Genomic DNA, 23,518 nt, shown 5'->3' on the forward strand with positions numbered 1-23,518 from the left:
CCCAACGCCACCCGCAAGCGTCGTCCCTTGACCTGCGTCAGTAGACACGCCGCCAATGGCGCCTACACCCGCCGCATGGAAACGCTCGTCACGACGCTCAAATGGACCGCCGCGGCGTCCGGCGTGATCGCCGCGTTCATGGTGTCGCTCGATTTCGGGCGGCGCGTCACGGGATGGGGGTTCGTGCTGTTCGTCGGCTCGTCGATCGCGTGGCTCAGCGGTGCGGCCTTGACCGGGGACTGGGCGCTCGGCACGCAGAACATCGTGTTGTTCGGCATCAACCTGCTCGGCGTCTACCGCTATCTGGTCCGCAAGACCGGTGTCTGAAACCCTCTTCTGGGCCGTTGCACTGGGCATATTGGGCGCGATCATCGGCAGTTTCGTCGCTGCGCTGGTGATGCGCTGGCCCGCCGACCGATCGGTGATGCAGGGGCGGTCGGCCTGCGACGACTGCGGGCGAACGCTCAGCGCCGTCGAGCTGGTGCCGTTGGCGAGTGCATTGCTCTTGCGCGGCCAATGCAGCGGATGCGGCGCGCCGATCAGTCCGGTGCACTGGCGGATCGAACTGGCCGGATGCGCGATCGGCGTCGCCGCCGGGCTGGTCGCACCCGGACCGATCGGGATCGCCGGCGCGGTCTTCGGCTGGCTGCTGCTCGCGCTCGCCAGCCTGGATCTCGTCGCGTTCTGGCTGCCCGATCGCCTGACCGCGTTGCTGGCGCTGACCGGGCTGGCGAGCGCGGCGGTCGGCATCGATCCACCAGTCCTCGCACGACTGATCGGCGGCCTGGCCGGGTTCGGGACCTTGTGGCTGGTCGCGTTCGGCTATCGACGGTTGCGCGGACGCGACGGGATGGGCGGCGGCGATCCGAAGCTGTTCGGGGCGATCGGGCTGTGGCTCGGCTGGCAGATGCTGCCCGCGGTGCTGCTGATCGCGAGCATGATCGGGCTCGGCGTCGTGCTCGCAGCGCATCTGAAGGGGCGCAGCATGGCGGCGGATACCGCGCTGCCGTTCGGCGCACTGCTGGCGATCGCGGCTTATCCCGCGTGGCTGTTCATGATAGGCGCGACGACATGATACCGATGCTTCTCGCGTTCGTGGCCCAGGCGACGACACCCGTTGCGCCGCCCCCCGCCACCAATGCGGGTGCCAATCCCGGACCGGGTCCGCTTGGCGCGATCGGCAAGCAGGCGCTGCCCGCACGCGGCTGTGCCGCCTATCTCTGGAACGTCGACGGCAATCGCCAGCTGGTGGCGATGGCCAGCGCGGACCCGGCGCAGATCCGCCTCACGATCGATGGCAAGTCGACCGACTATGCGCTCGCGACCCAGTCGCCCGCGGTCGGCTTCGGCTTTGGCGGCGTGTCGGTCTATCGCGGCGGCGACGTGACCGCGACGCTCGACATGACGGTCGCCACGCGCGCGGATATCTCCGCCGGGGCGACGGTAAGCGCGACAGTCCGCATCGATCGCCCCGGCCGTGACACCGTCGTCGTGCCAGTCGGGGGACTGATCGGCTGCGTGTAATGCAGAAATGTGGAAACCAAGCCGCCGTCGGTGCGTTACCGGGGGCGAAGATGGGGGTGAATCGAATGCGATCGCCTTCCATGAAGGGGATTGTGTGACAGCTTCGACTAGCCGGCATCATTGGCTCGCTCTGGCGTTGGTAGCGTCATCTACAGGGTTCGCGGCTTCGGTTTCCGCCCAGCTCGCCGAGCCGGGCACCGCGCCCGCCAAGGGGCCGAGCGCACCCAAGCCCGGTGCCCAATCGCAATCGGCCGACCCGCGTGCCGATGCGCCAATCGTTCCCGACGCCGAATTCGACAGCGCGTTGCCGCCGTTGAGTGGCGATCTGAACGCGCCGCTCGAGCCGATGACGACGGCGATCCCCGAGGCTGTGACACCCCCGACTGCTACCAGTTCCGGGACCACCGTCGCCGGCGACGTGCTGCCCCCGACCGGACCCGGCGATCCCCAGCTCGCGCAGCCGCTGACGCCGCTCAGCAGCTTCGACACGACCCCGCTCCAGACGGCCGCGGACATCCAGGACAAGGACGCGCCCGAGATTCGCTACGAAACGGCGACCAAGGGTCTCGACAAGGCTGGCGACGGGCTCGAGGGCGAGTTCAAGGCGCTGTCCGCGCTGGCCGAGGGCAAGGGCAAGGCGGCCAATGCGACGCAGGTATCGGCGCGCGCGCGCGAAGACGAGGCGCTGGCGGTGCGGCTGCTGAAGTCGGTCGGCTATTACGATGCGACCGCGATCTCGACGATCGAGACGATCCCGAACGCCGATACCACCAAGGCCGCGCGGCTGAAGGCGACCGTCAGCGCGCAGCCCGGCCGGCTCTATTCGCTGTCGTCGGTCATCGTCACGGCGGGGGCGACGACACCGCCCGATCTGGTCCGCACGCAATTGCCGCTCAAGGTCGGCGACCCGATCGAGGCGGCACGGATCCAGGGTGCCGAGGCGAACGTCAGCCTGACGCTGCCGCAGCAAGGCTATCCGTTCGTCAAGGTCGGCGAGCGCGATATCCTGCTCGACGACCAGACCCCGACCGGGGCGTATACGCTGCCGGTCGACGTGGGCCCGCGTTCCTCGTTCGGGCAGCTGCGTACCGAAGGCGATCCGGTGTTCAACCTGGAGCATCTGAACGTCTTCCCGCGCTTCAAGGCGGGCGAACTCTACGACAACCGGATGACCGATGATCTGCGCGATGCGCTGGTCGCGACGTCGATGTTCTCGACGGTGTCCGTCGAACCCGTCCGCACCGGTACGCTCAATGCCGACGGCACCGAGCAGGTCGACCTGCTGGTCCGCCAGAGCGCGGGCAAGCCGCGCACGCTCGGCGGCAATGTCGGCTATTCGACCGGGCAGGGCTTCCGCGCCGAGGGTACGTGGCAGCATCGCAACCTGTTCCCTTATGAGGGCGCGCTGATCGGATCGGTGATCGCGGGTACGCAGGAGCAGGGCCTGTCGGGCACGTTCCGTCGCGCGAACGCAGGTCGCCGCGACCGGACGTTCAGCCTGACCGCTGGCGCGAACCACTCGAACTACGACGCCTACGAGGCGTTCACGACGAGCGTCGGCGTGCGCTGGAGCTATGATTCGACGCCGATCTGGCAGAAGCCGCTGACCTATTATTACGGCGGCGAACTCGTCGGGACGAACGAAAGCGTCTATGATTTTACACGCGGCGAGAGCGTGCGGCGAACCTACGGGATCGTGGCGTTGCCGGGGCAGGTGAAGTTCGATCGCTCGGACAGCCTGCTGAACCCGACCAAGGGCTATCGCCTGACCCTGAACCTCAGCCCCGAGACGTCGATGCAAGGGTCGGTAAAACCCTATATCCGGACGATGATCGAGGGGACGTTCTACTATCCCGTCTCCAGCAGCATCGTGATCGCCGGCCGCGCCAAGGCGGGTTCGATCCAGGGCGTATCGCGTGACGACCTCGCGCCGTCGCGGCGCTATTATGGCGGCGGCGGCGGATCGGTGCGCGGCTACGGCTATCAGCGGCTCGGGCCGTTCGATCCCAACGGCGATCCGGTCGGCGGGCGCTCGCTCAACGAGTTCGCGCTCGAAGCGCGGTACCGGTTCGGCGATTTCGGCATCGTGCCGTTCATCGACGCCGGCAACAGCTATGAGAGCAGCACGCCGAACCTTTCGTCCATGCGCTACGGCGCAGGTATCGGCGGGCGCTTCTATACCAATTTCGGGCCGATGCGTTTCGATATCGCGACGCCGCTCAACCCACGCGAGGGCGACGGCAAGGTCGCGCTCTATATCTCGATCGGGCAGGCATTCTGATGGCCGACAACGGCACTCTTCCTGCTGAGCAGGTTCCGGTCGAGCAGACCGCCATCGTCGAGCGGCGCCCGCTGTGGCAGCGCATCCTGAAGTGGCTCGCGATCCTGATCGTGAGCCTGATCGCGCTCGTGCTGATCGTGCTGTTCGGGATCAACACCGATCCAGGCCGGCGGCTCGTCGCGGACCAGATCGGCGGCTACACCACCGCGTCCGGGCTGAACATCAAGGTCGGCCGGATCGACGGCTCGATCTACGGCGCGATGACGCTCAGCGACGTGCGTGTGTCGGACCCCAAGGGCGTGTTCCTGACCAGCCCGAAGCTCGCCGTCGACTGGCGCCCGTTTGCGTTCGCCAAGAACCATGTCGACGTGCGCTCACTGACCACGCCGCTGGTCACGCTGCAGCGCCGCCCGGTGCTGAACGCGACGCCGACCGATCCCAACGCGCCGCTGCTCCCCGATCTCGACATCGACGTGAACCGCCTCGTGATCGACCGTTTCCTGATCGCCAAGCCGGTGACCGGCCAGACGCATATCGTCAAGATCGACGGCGCGGTGCACATCGCCGACAAGCGCGCGCAGCTGACCACCAACGCGACCGCGCTGACCGGCCCCGGCATCGCCGGCGGCGATCGCCTCTTGCTCAAGCTCGACGCAGTGCCCGAGCAGAACAAGCTCGACGTCAACGTAAAGCTGACCGCACCGGTCGGCGGCGTCGTCTCGACGATGGGGTCGTTCAAGGCGCCCCTGACGGCAACCGTCGATGGTCGCGGTAGCTGGGCCGCATGGCAGGGTCGCGCTATCGCGACGCTCGGCGGCGGACAGCTGGCGAACCTCGCGCTGACCGCGAAGAACGGCCATATCGAAGTGCGCGGCTCCACCCGTCCCGGCCTCTACCTCGAAGGCCCGGTCGAGCGTCTTACCTCGCCACAGCTCGACGTCGCGATCGATACCACGCTCAACGACCGCAAGGCCGACACACGGATGACGCTGAGGTCGGACGCGCTCGCGGTCGACGCCGGCGGCCTGATCGATCTCGCCAACAGCCGGTTCGGCAATTTCGCGGTGAATGCAAAGCTGCGGACGCCCGGCGCGATCCTGCCGAACCTGCGCGGTCGCGACGTGACGGCGCGGGTCGTGCTCGACGGTGCGTTCGCGACCCCTACGGTCGACTACAAGGTCCGCGCGGCAACGATCGCGTTCGGCGACATGGGCGTCGAGAACCTCTACGCCGAGGGTCTCGCGCGCGTGAACTCCGACCGCATCCTGGTGCCGGTGAAGGCGCGCGCACGTCGCGTGACCGGCCTGAATGCGGCCGTCGGCGGGCTCGCGACCAACGTCGCGATCGACGGCGATTTCGCGATCTCCGGCGTCAACGTCCTGTCTGACAACCTCAAGATCCGCTCGGACAAGATCGATGCGACCGCCGTGGTCGTCGCGAACATGTCCACCGGTCGCTACACCGGCGCGCTCAAGGGGCGGGTCAACAATTACCGCGTCGACGGCATCGGCATCGTCAACCTGACGACCGACGCGAAGCTGGTACCGGGGCCCAATGGCGGTTTCGGCATCACCGGCCGCGTCGTCGCGCAGACCTCGCAGATCTTCAACGAAGGCGCGCGCAGCTTCCTCGGCGGTAACGCGATCGTTCGTTCGGACATCGGCTACAGCCCCGAAGGCATCGTCACCTTCCGCAATCTCCGGATGAACGCGCCACAGTTCCGCGTGACGCGCGGCGAAGGCCGGTTCGATCCGTCCACCGGCGCGGTGCTGGTCAACGCCGACGCGTATTCCACCGTCTACGGCCCATTGTCCGCCCGCGTGACGGGAAGCGCGACCGCCCCGGTCGTCGTCCTGCGTGCACCACGTCCCGGCGTCGGCGTCGGGCTCGTCAACCTCAACGCCCGGATCGTCGGCCGCGGCGGCGCCTATGCCGTCACCGCGAGCGGCGGCACCAATTACGGCCCGTTCACTGCCGACGTGCTAGTCACGCCGGGCACGCAGCTCGCGGTCGACGTGCGCCGCGTGGTGTTCGCCGGGATCGTCGGTAGCGGCCGCGTCGTCCAGACCGCGGCCGGTCCGTTCGCAGGCGCGCTCCAGTTCGCCGGGCAGGGCCTGTCGGGCAACGTCCGCCTCGCCAACCAGGGCGGCTATCAGCGCGCCGACGTCGCGGCGCGTGCCAACGGCGCGAAGATCCCCGGCATGGTCGACTTCACCATCGGCCGCGCGATCATCAACGCCACCGCAGTGATGACGCCGACCCCGCAGATCGTCGCCGACGCACAGGTCGCGGACATGCGCTACGGCGCGATCGTCCTCTCGGCGGCCCGCGCGAAGGTGAATTACGTCGGCGGCAACGGCACCGCTCAGGCTTTGCTGACAGGCTCGAACGGTGTCCCCTTCCGCCTCGCCGTCAACGCCAAGCTTAGCCCGGACAATTACCTCGTCGCCGCACAGGGTCAGGCAAACGGCATCGACTTCCGCACCGTCAACCCGGCGCGCATCCAGGCAGTGAAGGGCGAATATCGCCTGTCGCCGACCCGGATCGACTTCGGTGGCGCAGGCGGCGGCTCGGCGCGCTTGGCCGGCAGCTACGGCCGCGGCACGAACGCGCAGGTCCGGCTCGATCGCCTCGACCTGTCGACGCTCTCCGCATTGGTCCCGAACCTCGGCATCGGCGGCAAGGCAACCGGCAGCCTCGACTTCTCGCAGGCGGACTCGTCGGCCCTGCCAACTGCGGACGCACGCGTGACCGTCGCCAACTTCACCCGCTCGGGCCTTGCCGCCGTCTCCGACCCCGTCGACATCGTGTTCGCCGGGACGCTCGGCGGCGACGGCGCGACCGGCCGGGCGCTGGTCCGTCGCGGCACGTCGGTCATCGGCCGGATGGTCGCCAACCTGCGGCCTCTGCCGGCCGGCAACGGTTCGTGGAGCACGCGCCTGATGGCTGCGCCGCTGTCGGGCGGGATCCGCTACAACGGTCCGTCCGCGGTGCTGTTCAGCTTCGCCGCGATCCCGAACCAGCAGCTTTCGGGCCCGATCGCAGTCGCCGCCGACTTCTCCGGGCGTTTGCAGGCGCCGCAGCTCAACGGCGTCGTCCGGGCTGACAACCTTACCTATGACAACGAGACCTACGGCACGCGCCTGTCGCAGATGCGGATCGCCGGACGGTTCTCGAACACCGACCTGGAACTGACCCAGCTCAACGCGAAGGCCGGCGACGGTACGGTCCAGGCGCAGGGCACGATCGGGTTCGCGGCAGACAGCGGCTTCCCGATCGACATCCGCGCGACGCTGAACAATGCGCAACTCGCCAAGAGCGATGCGATCAGCGCCACCACCACGGGCACGGTCCACCTGACCAACGGTCGCGACGGCGGCCTCATCCAGGGCGATCTCCAGATCCCCGAGGCCCGCTATCAGATCATCCGCCAGGGCCAGGCGGAGATCCCCGAACTGACGGGTGTCCGCCGCAAGAGCGACATCCGGACGCCGCTGTCGACCGATCGGTCGCAGGTGCCGGCGGTCGGCAACTTCAAGCTCGACCTGCGGGTCCGCGCGCCGAACCAGCTGTTCGTCTCGGGCATGGGGCTCGAATCCGAATGGGAGATGGACATGCGGATCACCGGTACGTCGGCCGCGCCGATCGTCACCGGTGGGCTCGACATCGTCCGCGGCACCTATTCGTTCTCGGGCAAGCGGTTCGACGTGACCAAGGGGCAGATCCGCTTCCGCGGCGGCGCGCTGACCGATCCCGACATCAACATCGAGGCGAGCACGACGACCAGCGACATCACCGTCACGATCCTAGTGACGGGCACCGGTCAGCGCCCGCAGATCGCGTTCACCTCGACCCCGACGCTGCCGCAGGACGAAGTGCTGAGCCGCCTGCTGTTCGGGTCGAGCCCCGAAAACCTGTCGGCGACCGAGGCGATCCAGCTGGCCTCCGCGCTGAACTCGCTGCGCGGGTCCGGCGGCGGCGGTCTCAACCCGCTCGGCAAGCTGCGGTCGGCGACCGGGTTCGACCGGTTGCGTGTGCTCGGCGGCGACGAGGCGACCGGGCGCGGCACCAGCCTCGCCGCCGGCAAGTACATCACCAAGAACATCTATGTGGAGATCGTCACCGACGCGAAGGGCTTCACCTCGACGCAGCTCGAGATCGCGCTGACCCGGGCCCTGAGCCTGTTGTCGGCGGCGGGATCGAGCGGTGGTCAGTCCGCAAGTGTCAAATATTCCAAGGACTATTGAGTTCGGGGCGGGGTGCGATAGGTTCGGTTATGAAACCTACGGCGTAACGCCGGGGGCATGAGGATGCAGCATGACCGAGCATGTCGACGTGATCGTGGTGGGTGCCGGCATTTCCGGGATCGGCACCGGCTACCACCTCCAGGCACGGTGCCCCGACCGGACCTACATGATCCTCGAAGGGCGCGCGGCGATGGGCGGCACGTGGGACCTCTTCCGCTATCCCGGCATCCGCTCCGATTCGGACATGCACACGCTCGGTTTCGCCTTCCACCCCTGGACCGCCGCCAAGTCGATCGCCGACGGTCCCTCGATCCGTGCCTATGTCGAGGAGACGGCGCGCGAATACGGGATCGATCGGAAGATTCGCTACGGCCATCACGTGAAGTCGGCGGCGTGGTCGACCGAGGATGCGCGCTGGACGGTCGAGGCTACTGGACCCGACGGGCCGGTGACGCTGACGTGCAATTTCCTGTCCATGTGTGCGGGCTATTACAATTACGCCAAGGCCTATTCGCCCGAGTTCGACGGCGCGGACAGCTTCGCCGGGCGGATCGTCCATCCGCAATTCTGGCCCGAAGATCTCGACTATAGCGGCAAGCGCGTCGTCGTGATCGGCAGCGGCGCGACCGCCGTCACGCTGGTGCCGACGATGGCGCAGACCGCTGCGCACGTAACGATGCTGCAGCGTTCGCCGACCTATATCGTCGCGCGACCGGGCGAGGACCGGGTGGCCAACTGGCTGCGCGGAAAACTGCCGTCAAAGGCTGCGTACGGCATCACGCGGTGGAAGAATGTGCTGATGGGCATGTTCTTCTACCGGCTCGCGCGGAAGAAACCGGCCAAGGTGAAGGAGCGCATGATCGGCATGGTCCGCGATCATCTCGGCCCCGACTACGACGTCGCGACTCATTTTACGCCGCGCTACAATCCGTGGGACCAGCGCGTGTGCCTGGTGCCGGACGGCGACCTGTTCGCGGCGATCAATGCCGGGAACGCTTCGATCGTCACCGACACGATCGCGCGGATCACGCCCGACGGAATTCGCCTCGATTCGGGCAAGGACCTGCCCGCCGACGTGATCGTCACCGCGACCGGGCTCGAACTGCAATTGATGAGCGGCGTCGCGTTCAGCCTCGATGGTCAGCCGATCGAGCTTGCTGGCCGGCTCCAATACAAGGGTATGATGTTCGACGGCGTGCCGAACCTGTCGTCGACGTTCGGCTACACCAACGCGTCGTGGACGCTGAAGGCCGACCTGACCGCGATCTACATGTGCCGCCTGCTCAACACGATGACCAAGCGCGGCCTGCGCCAGGCGACGCCGTACAACGACGATCCGACGATGAAGAGCGAATCGTTCCTCGATTTCACGTCCGGGTACGTCCAGCGCGCCGCCGCCTCGCTGCCGACGCAGGGCGAACGCAAGCCGTGGAAACTCAACCAGAATTACGCGCTGGACGTGCTGGCGCTTAAGTTCGGCTCGATCGACGATGCGATGCGGTTTTCGAATCCGGGACGATCGAAGGACGGTCGATCGACGGATGCCGGGACGTTGCAGACGGCGTGACCTGAATCACCAATATTTTGTGGCAGGCTGCCTAGCGGGATTCGTTTGGATGCGTGACGATCGCTATATCCGCGCGGTTGTTCAGCCTCGCGACTAATCGCCTAGCCTTGGAAGCGCCCTATCAGTGTCTGGGCGTCTGATCCATCAAGTGTGGAGCGGCGCGTCCAGCAGCTTGCTGCAACTAGGTAAGTGTCGGCTCGAAAGACTGACCAACCGACTTGGCAAGCCGCGTATCCCGAGCCGACCGGTGTCATTCACCAGGGGCGAATGAGGCTACCAACGAGCGAGATAATGAAATTCAGCATTTTTATGCTCCCTTGATTGGCATCGGTTAGGATGCAGCCCCTTCTTAATCCCTAACGCATCGTTAAACAATTGTGTTTGTAATTTGTTAACCATCTATTCGGGGTGATCCGACGCTAAGTGCTTAATGGTATGTTTATGCGTGGCCGATATCTTGAGAGGTATGAGGGAATTTCCGCATTCGCAGTTCAAGCGCAGCCTGCCGCGAACCGACGCACCGCTGGTCGATTCCGTACCCCTTTCGGGATGGGCACATGATGCCTTTACGCAAGCATCTCAGAGGGCTTGGCGCTTCCTCATCCTTGCGGAAATTGCCAATTTCGCAGTGCTGCGGCGGCATCTCGGGCGATCCAGGGCAGACCTGCTGATCGTCGACGTGGCGGCTCGTATTGGCGAGGCGCTTCCCGATGCGCGGATCATGATCGCAGGGCGTGACGTGGCCGAAGTTGCCTTCGAGAGCGACGCAAGGCTCGCCCTCGACGTGGCGATCGCGGCTTTGGAAACCGCGTTCGAGAAACCGTTCGATATCGACGGCGAATCGCACGTGATCCATGTCCAGCTTGGCGCCGCCGCCGCCGATTCGCATCGTGACGAGGTCCATCTGATCGAGGAAGCCGAGCACGCCTTGCTCGAATCGCGGACCGAACGCGTTGCGATCGCGCGGGACGTGACGGGCAATACCGCGGCGATCGATCGCGCCGAACTGGCGCGGGATCTGACGGGCGCGATCGTCAATGAAGAACTGTTCCTGCAATATCAGCCCAAGGTGCATCTCCGACGGCAACAGATCACTAGCGTCGAGGCGCTCGTGCGCTGGAATCACCCGACCCGTGGTCTAGTGCTTCCAGGCGACTTCATTCCGCTCGCCGAAGAATCGCGCGATATCATCGCGCTCACGCTCTGGACGATCCGGCGTTCGATCAGGGATCAGAAGACGCTTGCGGAACACGGGCACCACCTGCGTATCTTCATCAACATCGCCGGCGTGTTGCTGGCCGACAAGCGCTTCGTACGCCAGGCGTGCGCATTGGTCGAGGCGAGCGGCGCGGAACTCGGGTTCGAGATCACCGAGACTTCGGTCATCCGTGATCCCGAGAGCGCGATCGCCAATCTGAAGGTGTTTGCCGAGATCGGCATCACGATCGCGATCGACGACTATGGTGCAGGCCTGTCGTCGCTCGCATATCTGAAGCAGTTGCCTGCGCGCGAGTTGAAGATCGACAAGCTGTTCGTGACGCAACTGACCAGTTCGAACCGCGATCCGTTGATCGTGCGCTCTACCATCGACTTGGCGCATGCGCTGGAGATGGAGGTCGTGGCGGAAGGCGTCGAAACGCAGGCGGCAATGGCGTTGCTGTCGGTAATGGGTTGCGACATGATCCAAGGCTTCCTGATCAGTCGTCCGATCAACCTCGATGCGCTGATCCACTTCCTGGAAGACGGCAAGTCGCTGGCGATCGCCGCCGATCTGCGGGCGCCTTTCAATCGGTTGGCTGCAGTCTGGAAGCGGGGCTGATCCCATGCCGATGCTAGGGGGCTTGGTAACCCGCCTCTGTATATGTGCCAGCCTGTTCGTATGGGGGGCTTTACAACCGACCGCAGCGCAATCGTTAAATGCTAAGACGGCTTTGGCGCGGTATGAAAAATTGGTGGCAGAGTCGAAAGGATCCATGCTGATAGATCCTGATGCCGCTCAAGCTAAGGCTCGTGCAGCAAAGGTGCAGGCGCAGGCGATAACTGACCCGCGTGGCCGCGGACTGGCGGTTGCGACTGCCGAGTGGCTGGAGGGCGAGGCGCTACTGCGATCAAGTGATTCGGCAAAGGCTGTCGTGCCTATATCGAACGCGCTTTCACTGGCTGCTAGTCTGGCGCCAAGCTCCAAATTACACGCCGATATCTTCCTTACCCGAGGGGGGCTTGTCAGTGATCAGGGCAATGCCGGCGAGGCCCTGAAAGATTATCAGGCAGCTTTCAAGATCTATGCGAAGCTAGGTGATGCTCGTGGTCAAGCGATGGCCCTCTTGTTTATATCTGGAATCTATACTGAAGCGCTCGATCAGGCCTCGGCGCTGAAATACTCGAAGCAGGCGCTGGATATCTACAAATTGGATCCTAATCTCTCGGTTTCCATTTATAACAACCGTGGCGTTGCATTCGACGATCTTCGTCAACACAAACAGGCAATATACCAGTACGAGCAGGCTCTATCGCTGGCGAAAGGACTGAGGAGCGCCAATCTTCAGGCGCAGATACTCAGCAACATGGCCCGAACGTACCTCTTGGATGGCAATTTAACGGCTGCAGACGAAGCAATTGATCGCGGACTAGGTTTTGCGACCGGTCTTGATGTATCGGGCCCTCGTGCTGAACTGACAGCTACTGCGGCGCAGGCTGCATTACAGCGGGGCAATGTTAGCCAAGCCGTGGATCTTATAAAACGGGCATTTTCCGGCATTGATCCGGCGCAAATAAGCCATGTCATTAGAGACTTCCACAAGACCGCGTACAATGTCTTCCTCGCCTCGGGCGACGACAAGGCGGCGCTCGTCCATCTGCAAGCGCTGAAGCGGCTCGACGACAATGCGACCAAGCTGGCGACCAGCACCAAGAATGCGCTGATGTCCGCACGGTTCGACTTCGCGAACCAGGAGCTCAAGATCAGCCAGCTCAAGGCGAGCGAACTGCAACGCAGCATCGCGTTCGAACGCGCGCGGGCCGAAACGCAGCGCTACGTGTTCCTAGGCGCTGCGGCGGCGGTGGCGGTCGTGATCGCGATGCTCGCCTTCGGCATCGTCACGCTCCGCCGCAGCCGCGACCAGGTTCGCGCCGCCAACGCCGATCTCGCGGTCACCAACAGCGCGCTGGGCAAGGCGCTGGCCGCCAAGACCGAATTCCTGGCGACCACCAGCCACGAGATCCGCACGCCACTCAACGGCATCCTCGGGATGACCGAGGTGATGCTCGCCGATCCGAAGCTTTCGCCCACGCTGCGCGACCGGCTCGATGTCGTCCACGGCGCCGGCGTGACGATGCGCGCGCTGGTCGACGATATCCTCGACGTCGCCAAGATGGAGACCGGGAACCTGACCATCGAATCCGCGCCGTTCGACCTGCGTGCCACGGTCGCCGAGGCCACGCGCATGTGGGACGAGCAGGCGCGGGCGAAGGGGTTGTCGTTTGCGGTCGATCTCGGCGGCTGTCCGGGGATGATCATGGGCGATGCCGCGCGCATCCGGCAGATCGTCTTCAACCTGCTGTCCAACGCGTTGAAATTCACCAGGGCCGGACGGGTGACGCTGGCGATCGACGTCGGCGACGACGATCGGTTGCGTGTCGCCGTGACCGATTCCGGGATCGGCATCCCCGCCGAAAAGCTGGAGGATATCTTCGAATCCTTCCGCCAGGCGGACGCCGGGACGACGCGTCAGTTCGGCGGGACGGGGTTGGGGCTGTCGATCTGCCGCAATCTCGCGCGCGCGATGGGCGGCGACGTATCGGTAACCAGCGTGGTCGGGCAGGGGACGGTGTTCACGCTCTCGCTGCCGCTGGTCCGCGTCGCGTCGGTCGACGTGGCGCAAAGCGACGACGATTCCGCCGCGCGCAGCCCGGTCACGCTGGTGCTGGATCGCAATCCGATCACCCGGAGCATGTTCAAGACGCTGCTGGCGCCGCGCTGCGGGCCGGTGGCGTGCGTGGTGTCGGTCGACGACGCCGTCGCGCGACTGGCGGCCGGTAACGTCTCCCGGATGCTGATCGACGACGCGACGATCAGGGCGGGCGGAGATCACCGGGCGGCGCTGGCGCAACTCGTCGCCGCGGCGGGCCCGGAGCGGGTCGAGACGACGCTGCTGTGGCCGATCGCGGCGGACCAGGAGCGCGACGAACTGCTCGCGACGGGCATCACGCGGGTCGTGGCGAAGCCGGTCAGCGGCGGGGCGTTGGTCGCGGCGATGCTGGCAAAACCAATTTCAAAAAACAACGCAATTCCCGACCTTGTGCCGTATGCCGCATGACGCGTAGACGTCCTGATATGCCAGCATCGCTTCTCCTCTTCGTCGACCCCCCGGAGCGGCGATCGTGAACGTCCTGTTCATCGAGGACGACCGGATGAACCGTCGTGTCGTGCGGGATATGCTCGACGTCGCGGGCGCGACGATGATCGAGGCCGAAAGCGCGGAAATCGGGCTCCGGATCCTCGACGAGCGCGAGTTTGCGATGGTGCTCGTCGACCTGCGTATGCCGGGCATGGACGGCATAACCGCGATCGAACATATCCGCGCCCGCCCGGATGCCAAGGCGGGCGTGCCGATCATCGTCGTGACCGCCGATATCGCCCCGGACCTGCGCGAGCGATGCCTGGCGGCGGGGGCGGACGAGGTGATCTTCAAGCCGGTCGCGATGGACGCGTTGTTCGACGCGATGGGTCGTATCCTGGCAAAGGGCGCGGCCGGCGACGGGATGATCGGCTGACGTCGGACGGCGTCACGCCGCGTCGGCATTCAATCGCGTAATCGATCCGCTTTAGCGACCGAGCGCGGCCCCGAGCGAGGCGGTCGCGCTGCCGCGTCGCGCCGGCTTGGGTTGCGAGGGATCGGGCGACCAGCCGGTCAGGAACACGATCTGGAACGTCTCGCGCGTGCGGTCGCCTTCACTCGCGGCGTCGCCGAACGCTGCGAACGTGCGCGCGAGGATGCCGGCGGTGAGCGGCTGGCGGTGCGTCAGGATATTGCCCGCAGCCATCCCGCGCAGGTCGCCGAGCAGCCGTCCGAGATCGCGGTAGCGGACGTCGAGCGTCTCGATATCCGCCACCGGCAGCGCGAACCCGGCGCGCATCAACAGGTCGCCCGCCGAGCGCACGTCGATCTGGGGATGAAGGCGCGCCGCAGGGCGCTCGCCTTCCGCGACCCGCAACGCGCCGCGTAGCGCGGACAGGCTGCCCGCGCCGACGAACGCGCCGAGGAACAAGCCGTCGGGGCGCAACACGCGGCGGATCAGCGACAATGCCCCAGGCAGGTCGTTGACCTGGTCGAGCACGCCCGCGCTGACCACCAGGTCGAACGACGCGTCGGCAAAGGGCAGGCGGTCCTCGTCGGCCTGTACCCCTGCGGTCCTGGACGCGAACGCGAAGCCCGGATCGCAGCGTGCCACCCGCGCGCCCGGGGGGGCGACGAACGCGCCGTCGAAACAGCCGAGATCGAGGATATCGGTGAAATCGCGCGTGACGGCATCGAGACGTTCGGCAATGCCGTCGAGCATCGTCGCGCGCAGGAATTCATGCTCGGCATAACCGGGCGCGGCGCGGTCGCGGCGCAGGCGACGGGCGGCGCGGTCGAAAATCTCGGGAGGGGTATCGGACACGGTCGCGCTTGTGCCGTGGTCGCGCTTCCACGACAAGGTGTCGATTGGCGCAGCGGGGGCCGATGCGCGCAACGGCGTTTCGATTGGGGACCATCGGGCATGATCGAGCCGTTTCGCCGGATCATCGGCCTCGCACTGCCCCCGCGCTGTGCCGGGTGCGGGGTGCCGGTGGCGGAGGACCACCGGTTCTGCGCGGTGTGCTGGACCGGGCTGCGCTTTCTCGGACCGCCCTGGTGTGCCGCGTGCAACCGTCCGTTCGCCTTCGATCGCGGCGACGATGCCGTGTGCGCAAGCTGCCTCGCCAATCCGCCGCGGCATGCCGGGGTCCGTGCAGCCGTCGCATACGGGCCGATCGCCCGCGATCTGGTGCTGCGGTTGAAATATGCCGGCCGGATCGCGTTCGCCGAGACGATGGCGCGGCAGATGCGACGCTTGCTGCCCGACGATGTCGACCTGTTGGTGCCGGTGCCGCTGCATCGCTGGCGGATCTGGTCGCGGGGCTTCAACCAGGCGGCGCTGATCGCCGACGCGGTCGCTGCGCTGTCGGGCGTGCCGCATGACCGCAGCGTTCTCCGGCGGACGCGGCGAACGCTGCTGTTGCGCGGGCTTGGTGGCAAGGCGAGGGCAAGGGCGGTCGCCGGTGCATTCGCGGTCACCGCACCCGATCGCGTGCGCGCTCGCTCCATCGCACTGGTCGACGACGTCTACACCAGTGGCGCGACCGCCGATGCCTGCACGCGGGCGCTACTACGCGCAGGTGCCGGATCCGTAACGATTTTATGCTGGGCGAGAGTGGTCTCCGCGACCGCCGATTGAACGGCGCCGATCGAACGGGCGACGATTGACAAGCGTGGGCCGAAACCACATTTCCCGGTCATGGCTAAAGTTGAAATCTACACCAAAGCGTTTTGCCCGTATTGCACGCGCGCACTGAAGCTCCTCGCATCCAAGGGTGTCGAGCCCGAGAATTTCGACGTCACGATGGGCGGCCCGAAAAAGGCGGAGATGGTCGAGCGGTCGGGCGGCCGCATGACGATGCCGCAGGTCTTCATCGACGGAAAGCACATCGGCGGATCGGATGATCTCGCCGCGCTCGACGCCAAGGGTGGTCTCGACCCGCTGCTCGCCTGATGGCGAAGATCGGCGTTCTCCAGATGACGAGCGGGATCGATCCCGCCGTCAACGCCGTGACGCTGACCGCGGCGATAGCCGAAGCGGGGCGGGCAGGCGCCGCCATGTTGTATACGCCGGAGATGTCCGGATTGATCGACCGCGATCGATCGCGGGCGGCGGCCTCGATCGTCGCGGAAGACGATGATCCGGTACTGGCGGCCGTGCGCGCCGCCGCTGCGGAAGCCGGCCTTTGGGTCCATCTCGGTTCGCTCGCGGTACGGCGGCCGGATGGCCGATACGCCAATCGCGGCTTCGTCATCGATGCCAGCGGGGCGATCCGGGCGCGGTACGACAAGCTGCATTTGTTCGACGTCGACCTGCCGACCGGCGAAAGCTGGCGCGAGTCCGCCGCCTATGTCGCGGGCGATGCGGCGGTGGTCGTCGACACCCCTGTCGGCATGCTTGGCTCGTCGGTGTGCTACGATCTGCGGTTCGCCGACCTGTACCGCGCGCTCAGCGATGCCGGCGCGACGATCCTGTCGGTTCCTGCCGCCTTCACGCGTCCCACCGGCGCCGCGCACTGGCATATCCTGCTTCGCGCGCGCGCCATCGAGGCGGGCGCGTTCGTCGTCGCCGCTGCGCAGACGGGGGTGCATGCCGACGGGCGGACGACCTACGGCCACTCGCTGGTGATCGACCCATGGGGCGAGGTATTGCTCGACATGGGCGACGCGGCAGGTCTGGCGTTTGCCGAGATCGACCAGACACGCGTGGAGGCCGTTCGCGCGCGTATCCCGGTGATCGCCCACCGTCGTGCGATCCCGGCGGTCACGATCGTGCGATGATCGTCTTCGACCTGAAATGCGGCGGCGGTCACGTGTTCGAGGCATGGTTCGCCTCGAGCACGGCATACGAGACGCAGCGTGAAGCAGGGCATGTCCGGTGCCCGCTATGCGACGATGGCGACGTGGCAAAGGCGCCGATGGCACCCGCCATCCCCGCCAAGGGCAATCGCCAGCCCGCACCACCGAGCGCCACGGCGGTCAAATCCGCCTTGGCGTCACTCGCCGCAAAGCAGGCAAAAGCGCTCGAAGCGTCGGAATGGGTCGGCGCCGCGTTCGCCGATCGTGCCCGTGCGATGCATCTGGGCGAGGAAGCGCAGGTCATGATCCACGGCCAGGCCAGTCTGGCGGATGCGAAGGCGCTGGTCGACGAAGGCGTACCGATCGCGCCACTGCCCCTGCCGGTGGTACCGCCCGGAAAGACGAACTGATCTGCGCTGCTTGACGGCGGATGGTGGCGGAAGAGGTGGGATTCGAACCCACGGATGAGTTACCCCATCGCTGGTTTTCAAGACCAGTTCCTTAAACCACTCGGACACTCTTCCACGTCCCGCGCCATGCGCTGGAAGGTCGCGTCTAGGGGGTCGTCCAGCGGATCGCAACCTCCCGATCGGCGATCCGCTCGCGGGTCCGATCGGGGTGCCGATCAGGGCGGGCGGATTGCGTTCCTGCCGAGCCGGTTGCATGAGGCGATCATGGACCTCTATGCGATATCGCAGCATTTCTTCGGCACCATCGACATCGATGCGCTCGATCCGGCCGTGCTGGAATCCGGACGTGACCGTGTCGTGATCGCGTTCGGAACCGAGCGCGATTCGGGGCGGCGGTTTGCGTTGTGGGCGGTGCTGTGCGCCACCGGCGAAGCGCCCGATCCGCATACGGCGTTCAAGGATCCACGCGAACGGCGGGCGGCCGAATTATATGCGGCGGCGATGCGCGCGGCCGACAGTCACGATCAGGTCGTCGAATAGCGCGGGATCAGGCGGCGCGACGCTCCATGAGTGCGCGGTCGATCCGGCGAATGAGATCGGCGATCGGTGGCATGTCCGCATAGGTGATACGGGGACCGGCGTCGCCAGGCGCCCTGTGCATGCGCTCGCCGACCAGCGTGAAGACGTCCTGTTTGCGTGCCATCGATCGATATCCTGTCCGATTGATGCCACTATGCCGACCAGGCGTTAACCAAAGGTTCTGTGCGCCTTTACGACTAGGTAACCGTTTGCACTTGGACGGATTTTCACTGCTTAAGCGGAGAATTAGGGCCAGTCGAAGGCCGATCTCGGTCAACTCGTTAAACAACCCCCGCTACCGCACGCCTAGCGTGCGGTAGCGGGGGCCAAGCAATCAAGCCGCCTCGGGGTCTTCGAATGCAGGTGCGTCGAGGTCGACGTTCAATTCGCGATCCCAGATGCGCAGCTTGCCGAGCGTCTTGAGGAATTTGTCGACGTCGCCCTTGCCGCCCAGCGCGATCACGCCGTCGTCCATGTCCTCGTCCTCGATGCCGGCCTTTTCCAGGAACGGCTTCGCGTCGGCGTTGAAGCCGATGAACTTGGCATGCCCGAACGCGTCGCTGACGAAGTCCTTGGCGGTCTTGTCCTTGCCGAGTTTCTTCGCACCGTCAGCGGATACGACGATCGCGACGGCATCGTAGAGTACCGACGGCGCGCCATCGATCTTCTGCTTGCCCTCGGCGAGCGTCCCGTCATCGAGCGTCGCGCCGGCAACCTTGGGCGCGATGATCTCGTACGTGGCCTTCGCCGCGACGATCCCGTCAACCAGAGCCTGCACGATCGCAGCCGGCGCCCCGTCGGTGACGAGGATGCCGAGCTTGCGCCCCTCGAAGCTGCCGGTGGTGTTCTTCAGGATGCTCAGCGCGTCCGAAGCCGGCAGATCGGTACGCGTCTCGACCGCAGCCTTGGCCTTGGGCGGCATCTTCTTGAGGCCGAGACCGGTTGCAACCGTCTTCGCCAGCTTCTCGTCGATGTTGAGCAGATGCCCGACCATCAACTCGCGGATGTCGACCCGCTCGACCTTAGACAGCTCGAACGTCAGCGCATCGCCGATGTGCTTCTGCTCGATCTCGGTCTGGCTGATGAAGAACTGCCGCGCCTGGCTGTAATGATCGGCGAACGTCGCCGACCGCACCTGCGCCTTGCGTCCCGTTTCCTGCGACGGGAAGTGCTTATAGCCCTTGGTTGGGCTCTCGCGCGGCGTGCCTTCCCAGCTGTTCGGCTCATAGTTCGCACGACCCTTGCGGGCATGCATCGCCATGTGGCCGTCCTGCTGGTAGTTGTTCACCGGAATCTTCGGCGCATTGATCGGGATATGCGTGAAGTTGGTGCTGCCGAGGCGCTTGAGCTGCGTATCGAGATACGAGAAGTTGCGGCCCTGCAGCAGCGGATCGTTGGTGAAGCCGATCCCCGGCACGATGTTCTGCGTGCAGAACGCGACCTGCTCGGTCTCCGCGAAGAAATTATCGACCAGACGATCGAGCTTGAAGCTGCCGATCATCCGTACCGGGATCTGCTCCTCGGGAATGACCTTGGTCGCGTCGAGCACGTCGAACTCGAAATTGTCGGCGAAGTCGTCGTCGAACAGCTGCACGCCCATGTCCCATTCGGGGAAGTTGCCCTGGTCGATCGCGTCCCACAGGTCGCGACGATGGAAGTCGGGATCGGCACCGTTGATCTTGACCGCTTCGTTCCACGCGACCGACTGGAGGCCCAGCTTCGGCTTGAAGTGGAACTTGACGTACGTGCCCTTGCCCTCGGCATTGACGAGGCGGAACGTGTGCACGCCGAAGCCCTCGACGAAGCGGAAGCCGCGCGGGATGGTGCGATCGGACATGATCCACATGACCATGTGCATCGATTCCGGGGTCAGGCTGATGAAGTCCCAGAAATTGTCATGCGCGGTCTGCGCCTGCGGGAAGCCGCGATCGGGCTCTTCCTTGGCGGCATGGATCAGGTCGGGGAACTTGATCGCGTCCTGGATGAAGAACACCGGGATGTTGTTCCCGACGACGTCCCAATTGCCCTCCTTGGTGTAGAACTTCACCGCGAAGCCACGCACGTCGCGCGCCAGATCGGGCGAACCCTTGTTGCCCGCCACGGTCGAGAAGCGGAGGAACATCGGCGTCTGCTCGCCGACTTCGGTCAGGATGCCGGCGCTGGTGAATTCTTCCAGGCTTTCGGTCAGCGTGAACGTGCCGTGGGCGCCGTAACCACGCGCATGGACGACACGCTCGGGGATACGCTCGTGATCGAAGTGAAAGATCTTCTCGCGGAAGTGGAAATCCTCGAGCAGCGTCGGCCCGCGATCGCCGACCTTCAGCGAGTTCTGGTCGTCGGCGACCGGAATGCCCTGCTGCGTCGTCAGGACCGCGCCGTTGCCGCTGGCGATCTGGTGCAGTTCGCCGCCTTCGCCGATCTGCGTTTCGAATTTCGCGCCCTTTTGTGGCGTGCCGGTATCCTTGGCGATGGTCTTGGTCATGTGCCGTCCTCGTAGCTACTCAGGACCCACAGCGCGTGGCGAGGCGTAAGAGTTGCACCGAAAATGGCGAGTTAACGCAGATCAGCGAGATTGCTCGGGCAGGGCGGGGGCAGGGAGAAATGCCGGAGGGCGCGCGTTAAGCCGCGATAATCCCAAGCGAAGGACCAGCCATGCACATCGACCTGACAGGCCAGGCCGCGATCGTCACCGGCGCGAGCTCCGGCCTCGGCCGCGCCTCCGCCATCGCCTTTGCCAAGGCCGGCGCGAAGGTCGCGGTCAATTATAACAGCAGCGCGGACAAGGCGCGCGAGGTGGTCGAGGCGATCGAGCAGGCCGGCGGCGAGGCCTTCGCGTGCGAAGCCGATACGTCGGACGAGGCAGCAGTGCTGAAACTGTTCGACGAGACGGTCGAGCGCTTCGGCGGCGTCGACATCGTCTTCGCCAACGCCGGCATGCAGAAGGACGCAGCCTATGCCGACCTGACGCTGGAGGACTGGAAGCGCGTCATCGACGTCAATTTGACCGGGCAGTTCCTCGTCTCGCGCGAGGCGGTCCGCCGGTTCCGCAAGCAGGGCGACCGCGGCTTCAGCCGGTCGATCGGCAAGATCCTGTTCATGAGCTCGGTACACGAGGTCATCCCCTGGGCAGGCCACGCCAATTACGCCGCGTCGAAGGGCGGCAGCGGCATGCTGATGCGGACGCTCGCACAGGAGATCGCCGGCGACCGCATCCGCGTGAACGGCATCGCCCCCGGCGCGATCGCGACCGAGATCAACGCGGATGCGACCGCCGACCAGGACAAGCTGCTCGAACTGATTCCCTATGGCCGGATCGGCGACCCCGAGGACGTCGCGCGTGCCGCGCTGTTCCTCGTCTCCGACGCAGCGGACTATATCGTCGGGTCGACGCTCACCATCGACGGCGGCATGAGCCTGTATCCCGGCTTCCGCGACAATGGGTGAGCTTGGGGATAAGCCAGCCATATCGATCGCGGACCACGGCGCGATCGGTAATCTGGAGACGATCGCGCTGGTCGATACGGCGGGCACGATCGACTATCTCTGCTGGCCGTGCCTCGACAGCGCCTCCGTGTTCGCGCGGCTGCTCGACGGTGAGAAGGGCGGGCATTTCGCGGTCGAGCCCGATCTTCCCGATGCGCGGATCATCCAGATGTACCTGCCCGAGACCAACATCCTGCTCACCCGCTGGATGGGCACGCAGGCCAGCGTCGATCTGGTCGACCTGATGCCGGTCGGCAACGACGTCAACGATGCGCCGCCGCGACTGGTGCGGCGGCTGACCTGCACGCGCGGCGCGGCGACGATCCGCGTACGGTGCGCGCCACGGTTCGATTACGGCGCGACGGGCTGCAAGGCGTCGGTGACCACCAACGGCGCCGACGTCTCGCGCGGGCGGTTCGATCACGAGACCGGCTTGGCGCTGGCACTCCACGGCGCGGCGTCGCTGGTCGCGGACGGTTGCGACCTGACCGCCGAGATCCGCTTGAACGAAGGCGACACCGTCTCGCTGGTCCTCAGCAACCCCGACGACGTCTCGCTCGACACCGAGGCGCTCGATGCGATCGTCGAGAAGGACATCGCCTATTGGCGGACGTGGAGCCGCCAGTCGCGCTATCGCGGCCGCTGGCGCGAGACCGTCGAGCGCTCGGCGATGGTGCTCAAACTGCTGACCTCGCGCCGACATGGCTCGATCGCGGCCGCCGCCACCTTTGGCCTGCCCGAGGCACCCGGCGGCGTCCGCAACTGGGATTACCGCGCGACGTGGATCCGCGACTCCTCGTTTACCGTCTACGCCTTGCTGCGGCTCGGCTTCCAGAGCGAGGCGGTCGACTTCCTCCACTGGACGATGGACCGCGCGCAGGCGTGTTCGAAGGGCCATCTCGGCGTGATGTACGCACTCGACGGCGGTCCGATCGCCGACGAACGCGACCTCGACCTCGCCGGGTTCGAGGGCGCCACGCCGATCGTCGTCGGCAACGAGGCGAAGGACCAGACGCAGCACGACATCTACGGCGCGCTGCTCGATGCGACCTATCTCGGCACCAAATATGGCGAGCCGATCGCGCATGATTCCTGGATGGCGATCTGCCGGATCGTCGATCAGGTCTGCGAGACGTGGGCGACGCCGGACTCGGGGATCTGGGAGGTCCGTGGGCCGAAGAAGCATTATCTCCACTCCCGGCTGATGAGCTGGGTCGCGGTCGATCGCGCGGTGCGGCTGGCGCAGAAACGCTCGCTGCCCGCGCCACTCGTGCGCTGGTCCGAGGTTCGGACCGCGATCAACGAGGATATCTGGACGAATTTCTGGAACGACGACCTCGGCCGTTTCGTCCGCGCGATCGGCGATGAGCCCGAGGACAAGGCGGTCGACGGCGCGCTGCTGATGATGCCGCTGGTGCGCTTCATCGGCCCGACCGATCCCAAATGGCTGGCGACGCTGGAGGCGATTGGCGAGGACCTGTCCGACGACGGGCAGGTGTATCGCTACAAGATCGACGACGGCCTGCCCGGCACCGAGGGCACGTTCGTCGCCTGCTCGTTCTGGTACGTCGAGTGCCTCGCGCGGGCAGGGCGGCTGAACGAGGCGCGCTGGAACTTCGAGAAGCTGCTCGCGCACGGCAACCACCTCGGCCTGTTCGCCGAGGAAATCGCGCAGGACGGCAGCTTCCTCGGCAATTTCCCACAAGGGTTCAGCCACCTCGCGCTGATCAGCGCCGCCTTCTACCTCGACCGCGCGCTCGACGATGGCGGGCCCAAGGCCTGGGCATGAC

The 23,518-nt window shown here is 65.8% G+C and carries 19 protein-coding genes and 1 tRNA gene; 16 read left to right on the plus strand and 4 right to left on the minus strand.

Features of this window, described 5'->3' with window-relative positions:
* The first annotated feature begins 75 nt into the window (after positions 1-75).
* From VH567_RS15205 to VH567_RS15245, 9 genes are all read left to right on the plus strand, one after another.
* A complete protein-coding gene (locus VH567_RS15205; protein ID WP_423327088.1) occupies positions 76-327 on the plus strand; it encodes a hypothetical protein in 252 nt (83 codons plus the stop codon).
* Positions 320-1,075 (plus strand): prepilin peptidase, encoded by a 756-nt coding sequence (locus VH567_RS15210; protein ID WP_423327089.1) that lies wholly within the window; start codon positions 320-322, stop codon positions 1,073-1,075. The genes VH567_RS15205 and VH567_RS15210 overlap by 8 nt, the downstream gene beginning before the upstream one ends.
* A complete protein-coding gene (locus tag VH567_RS15215) occupies positions 1,072-1,524 on the plus strand; it encodes a hypothetical protein (protein ID WP_423327090.1) in 453 nt (150 codons plus the stop codon). The genes VH567_RS15210 and VH567_RS15215 overlap by 4 nt, the downstream gene beginning before the upstream one ends.
* A gap of 94 nt (positions 1,525-1,618) precedes the next feature.
* Positions 1,619-3,805: a BamA/TamA family outer membrane protein gene (locus VH567_RS15220; protein ID WP_423327091.1), complete on the plus strand. Its 2,187-nt coding sequence runs from the start codon at positions 1,619-1,621 to the stop codon at positions 3,803-3,805.
* Positions 3,805-8,052 carry a translocation/assembly module TamB domain-containing protein gene (locus tag VH567_RS15225; RefSeq protein ID WP_423327092.1) on the plus strand — a complete coding sequence of 1,416 codons (4,248 nt, stop codon included), beginning with the start codon at positions 3,805-3,807 and terminating at the stop codon, positions 8,050-8,052. The genes VH567_RS15220 and VH567_RS15225 overlap by 1 nt, the downstream gene beginning before the upstream one ends.
* A 70-nt stretch (positions 8,053-8,122) precedes the next feature.
* Complete coding sequence (locus tag VH567_RS15230; RefSeq protein ID WP_423327093.1) at positions 8,123-9,619, plus strand: flavin-containing monooxygenase; 1,497 nt, start codon at positions 8,123-8,125, stop codon at positions 9,617-9,619.
* A gap of 679 nt (positions 9,620-10,298) precedes the next feature.
* Positions 10,299-11,438, plus strand: a complete 1,140-nt coding sequence (locus VH567_RS15235) for an EAL domain-containing protein (protein WP_423327094.1) — start codon at positions 10,299-10,301, stop codon at positions 11,436-11,438.
* A 154-nt stretch (positions 11,439-11,592) separates the two neighbouring features.
* Positions 11,593-13,935, plus strand: coding sequence for an ATP-binding protein (locus VH567_RS15240; protein ID WP_423327095.1), 2,343 nt, complete (start codon positions 11,593-11,595; stop codon positions 13,933-13,935).
* 64 nt (positions 13,936-13,999) lie between these two features.
* Positions 14,000-14,392 (plus strand): response regulator, encoded by a 393-nt coding sequence (locus VH567_RS15245; RefSeq protein WP_423327096.1) that lies wholly within the window; start codon positions 14,000-14,002, stop codon positions 14,390-14,392.
* A 51-nt stretch (positions 14,393-14,443) separates the two neighbouring features.
* Here the strand turns inward: VH567_RS15245 and VH567_RS15250 are convergent, their stop codons facing one another.
* Entirely contained in the window at positions 14,444-15,280 is an 837-nt protein-coding gene (locus tag VH567_RS15250) for a class I SAM-dependent methyltransferase (RefSeq protein ID WP_423327097.1), read from the minus strand.
* Positions 15,281-15,379: 99 nt separating this feature from the next.
* Between VH567_RS15250 and VH567_RS15255 the strand changes: the two genes are divergently transcribed.
* Genes VH567_RS15255 through VH567_RS15270 form a run of 4 tightly spaced genes read left to right on the plus strand, consistent with a single transcriptional unit; the run spans position 15,380 to position 17,666 of the window.
* Positions 15,380-16,096: a ComF family protein gene (locus tag VH567_RS15255; RefSeq protein WP_423327098.1), complete on the plus strand. Its 717-nt coding sequence runs from the start codon at positions 15,380-15,382 to the stop codon at positions 16,094-16,096.
* 60 nt (positions 16,097-16,156) lie between these two features.
* Positions 16,157-16,411, plus strand: a complete 255-nt coding sequence (gene grxC / locus VH567_RS15260) for a glutaredoxin 3 (RefSeq protein ID WP_423327099.1) — start codon at positions 16,157-16,159, stop codon at positions 16,409-16,411.
* Positions 16,411-17,238, plus strand: a complete 828-nt coding sequence (locus VH567_RS15265; RefSeq protein ID WP_423327100.1) for a carbon-nitrogen hydrolase family protein — start codon at positions 16,411-16,413, stop codon at positions 17,236-17,238. The genes grxC and VH567_RS15265 overlap by 1 nt, the downstream gene beginning before the upstream one ends.
* Complete coding sequence (locus tag VH567_RS15270) at positions 17,235-17,666, plus strand: DUF1178 family protein (protein ID WP_423327101.1); 432 nt, start codon at positions 17,235-17,237, stop codon at positions 17,664-17,666. The genes VH567_RS15265 and VH567_RS15270 overlap by 4 nt, the downstream gene beginning before the upstream one ends.
* 24 nt (positions 17,667-17,690) lie before the next feature.
* On the opposite strand, the gene VH567_RS15275 is transcribed toward VH567_RS15270, so the two are convergent.
* Positions 17,691-17,780, minus strand: a tRNA-Ser gene (locus tag VH567_RS15275).
* Positions 17,781-17,792: 12 nt separating this feature from the next.
* Here VH567_RS15275 and VH567_RS15280 point away from each other — a divergent pair.
* Positions 17,793-18,206 carry a hypothetical protein gene (locus VH567_RS15280; protein ID WP_423327102.1) on the plus strand — a complete coding sequence of 138 codons (414 nt, stop codon included), beginning with the start codon at positions 17,793-17,795 and terminating at the stop codon, positions 18,204-18,206.
* Positions 18,207-18,213: 7 nt separating this feature from the next.
* Here the strand turns inward: VH567_RS15280 and VH567_RS15285 are convergent, their stop codons facing one another.
* Both VH567_RS15285 and VH567_RS15290 read right to left on the minus strand, forming a co-directional pair.
* Positions 18,214-18,369, minus strand: coding sequence for a hypothetical protein (locus VH567_RS15285; protein WP_423327103.1), 156 nt, complete (start codon positions 18,367-18,369; stop codon positions 18,214-18,216).
* Between the two features lie 210 nt (positions 18,370-18,579).
* Positions 18,580-20,727, minus strand: coding sequence for a catalase (locus VH567_RS15290; RefSeq protein WP_423327104.1), 2,148 nt, complete (start codon positions 20,725-20,727; stop codon positions 18,580-18,582).
* A gap of 170 nt (positions 20,728-20,897) precedes the next feature.
* On the opposite strand from VH567_RS15290, the gene VH567_RS15295 reads away from it, so the two are divergent.
* Together VH567_RS15295 and VH567_RS15300 are read left to right on the plus strand one after the other, a co-directional pair.
* Positions 20,898-21,689, plus strand: coding sequence for a glucose 1-dehydrogenase (locus VH567_RS15295; RefSeq protein ID WP_423327105.1), 792 nt, complete (start codon positions 20,898-20,900; stop codon positions 21,687-21,689).
* Positions 21,682-23,517 carry a glycoside hydrolase family 15 protein gene (locus tag VH567_RS15300; protein WP_423327106.1) on the plus strand — a complete coding sequence of 612 codons (1,836 nt, stop codon included), beginning with the start codon at positions 21,682-21,684 and terminating at the stop codon, positions 23,515-23,517. The genes VH567_RS15295 and VH567_RS15300 overlap by 8 nt, the downstream gene beginning before the upstream one ends.
* Position 23,518: the final 1 nt, after the last annotated feature.

Origin of the sequence: Sphingomonas sp. 4RDLI-65, from assembly GCF_049472435.1 — a bacterium.
GTDB lineage: Bacteria > Pseudomonadota > Alphaproteobacteria > Sphingomonadales > Sphingomonadaceae > Sphingomonas.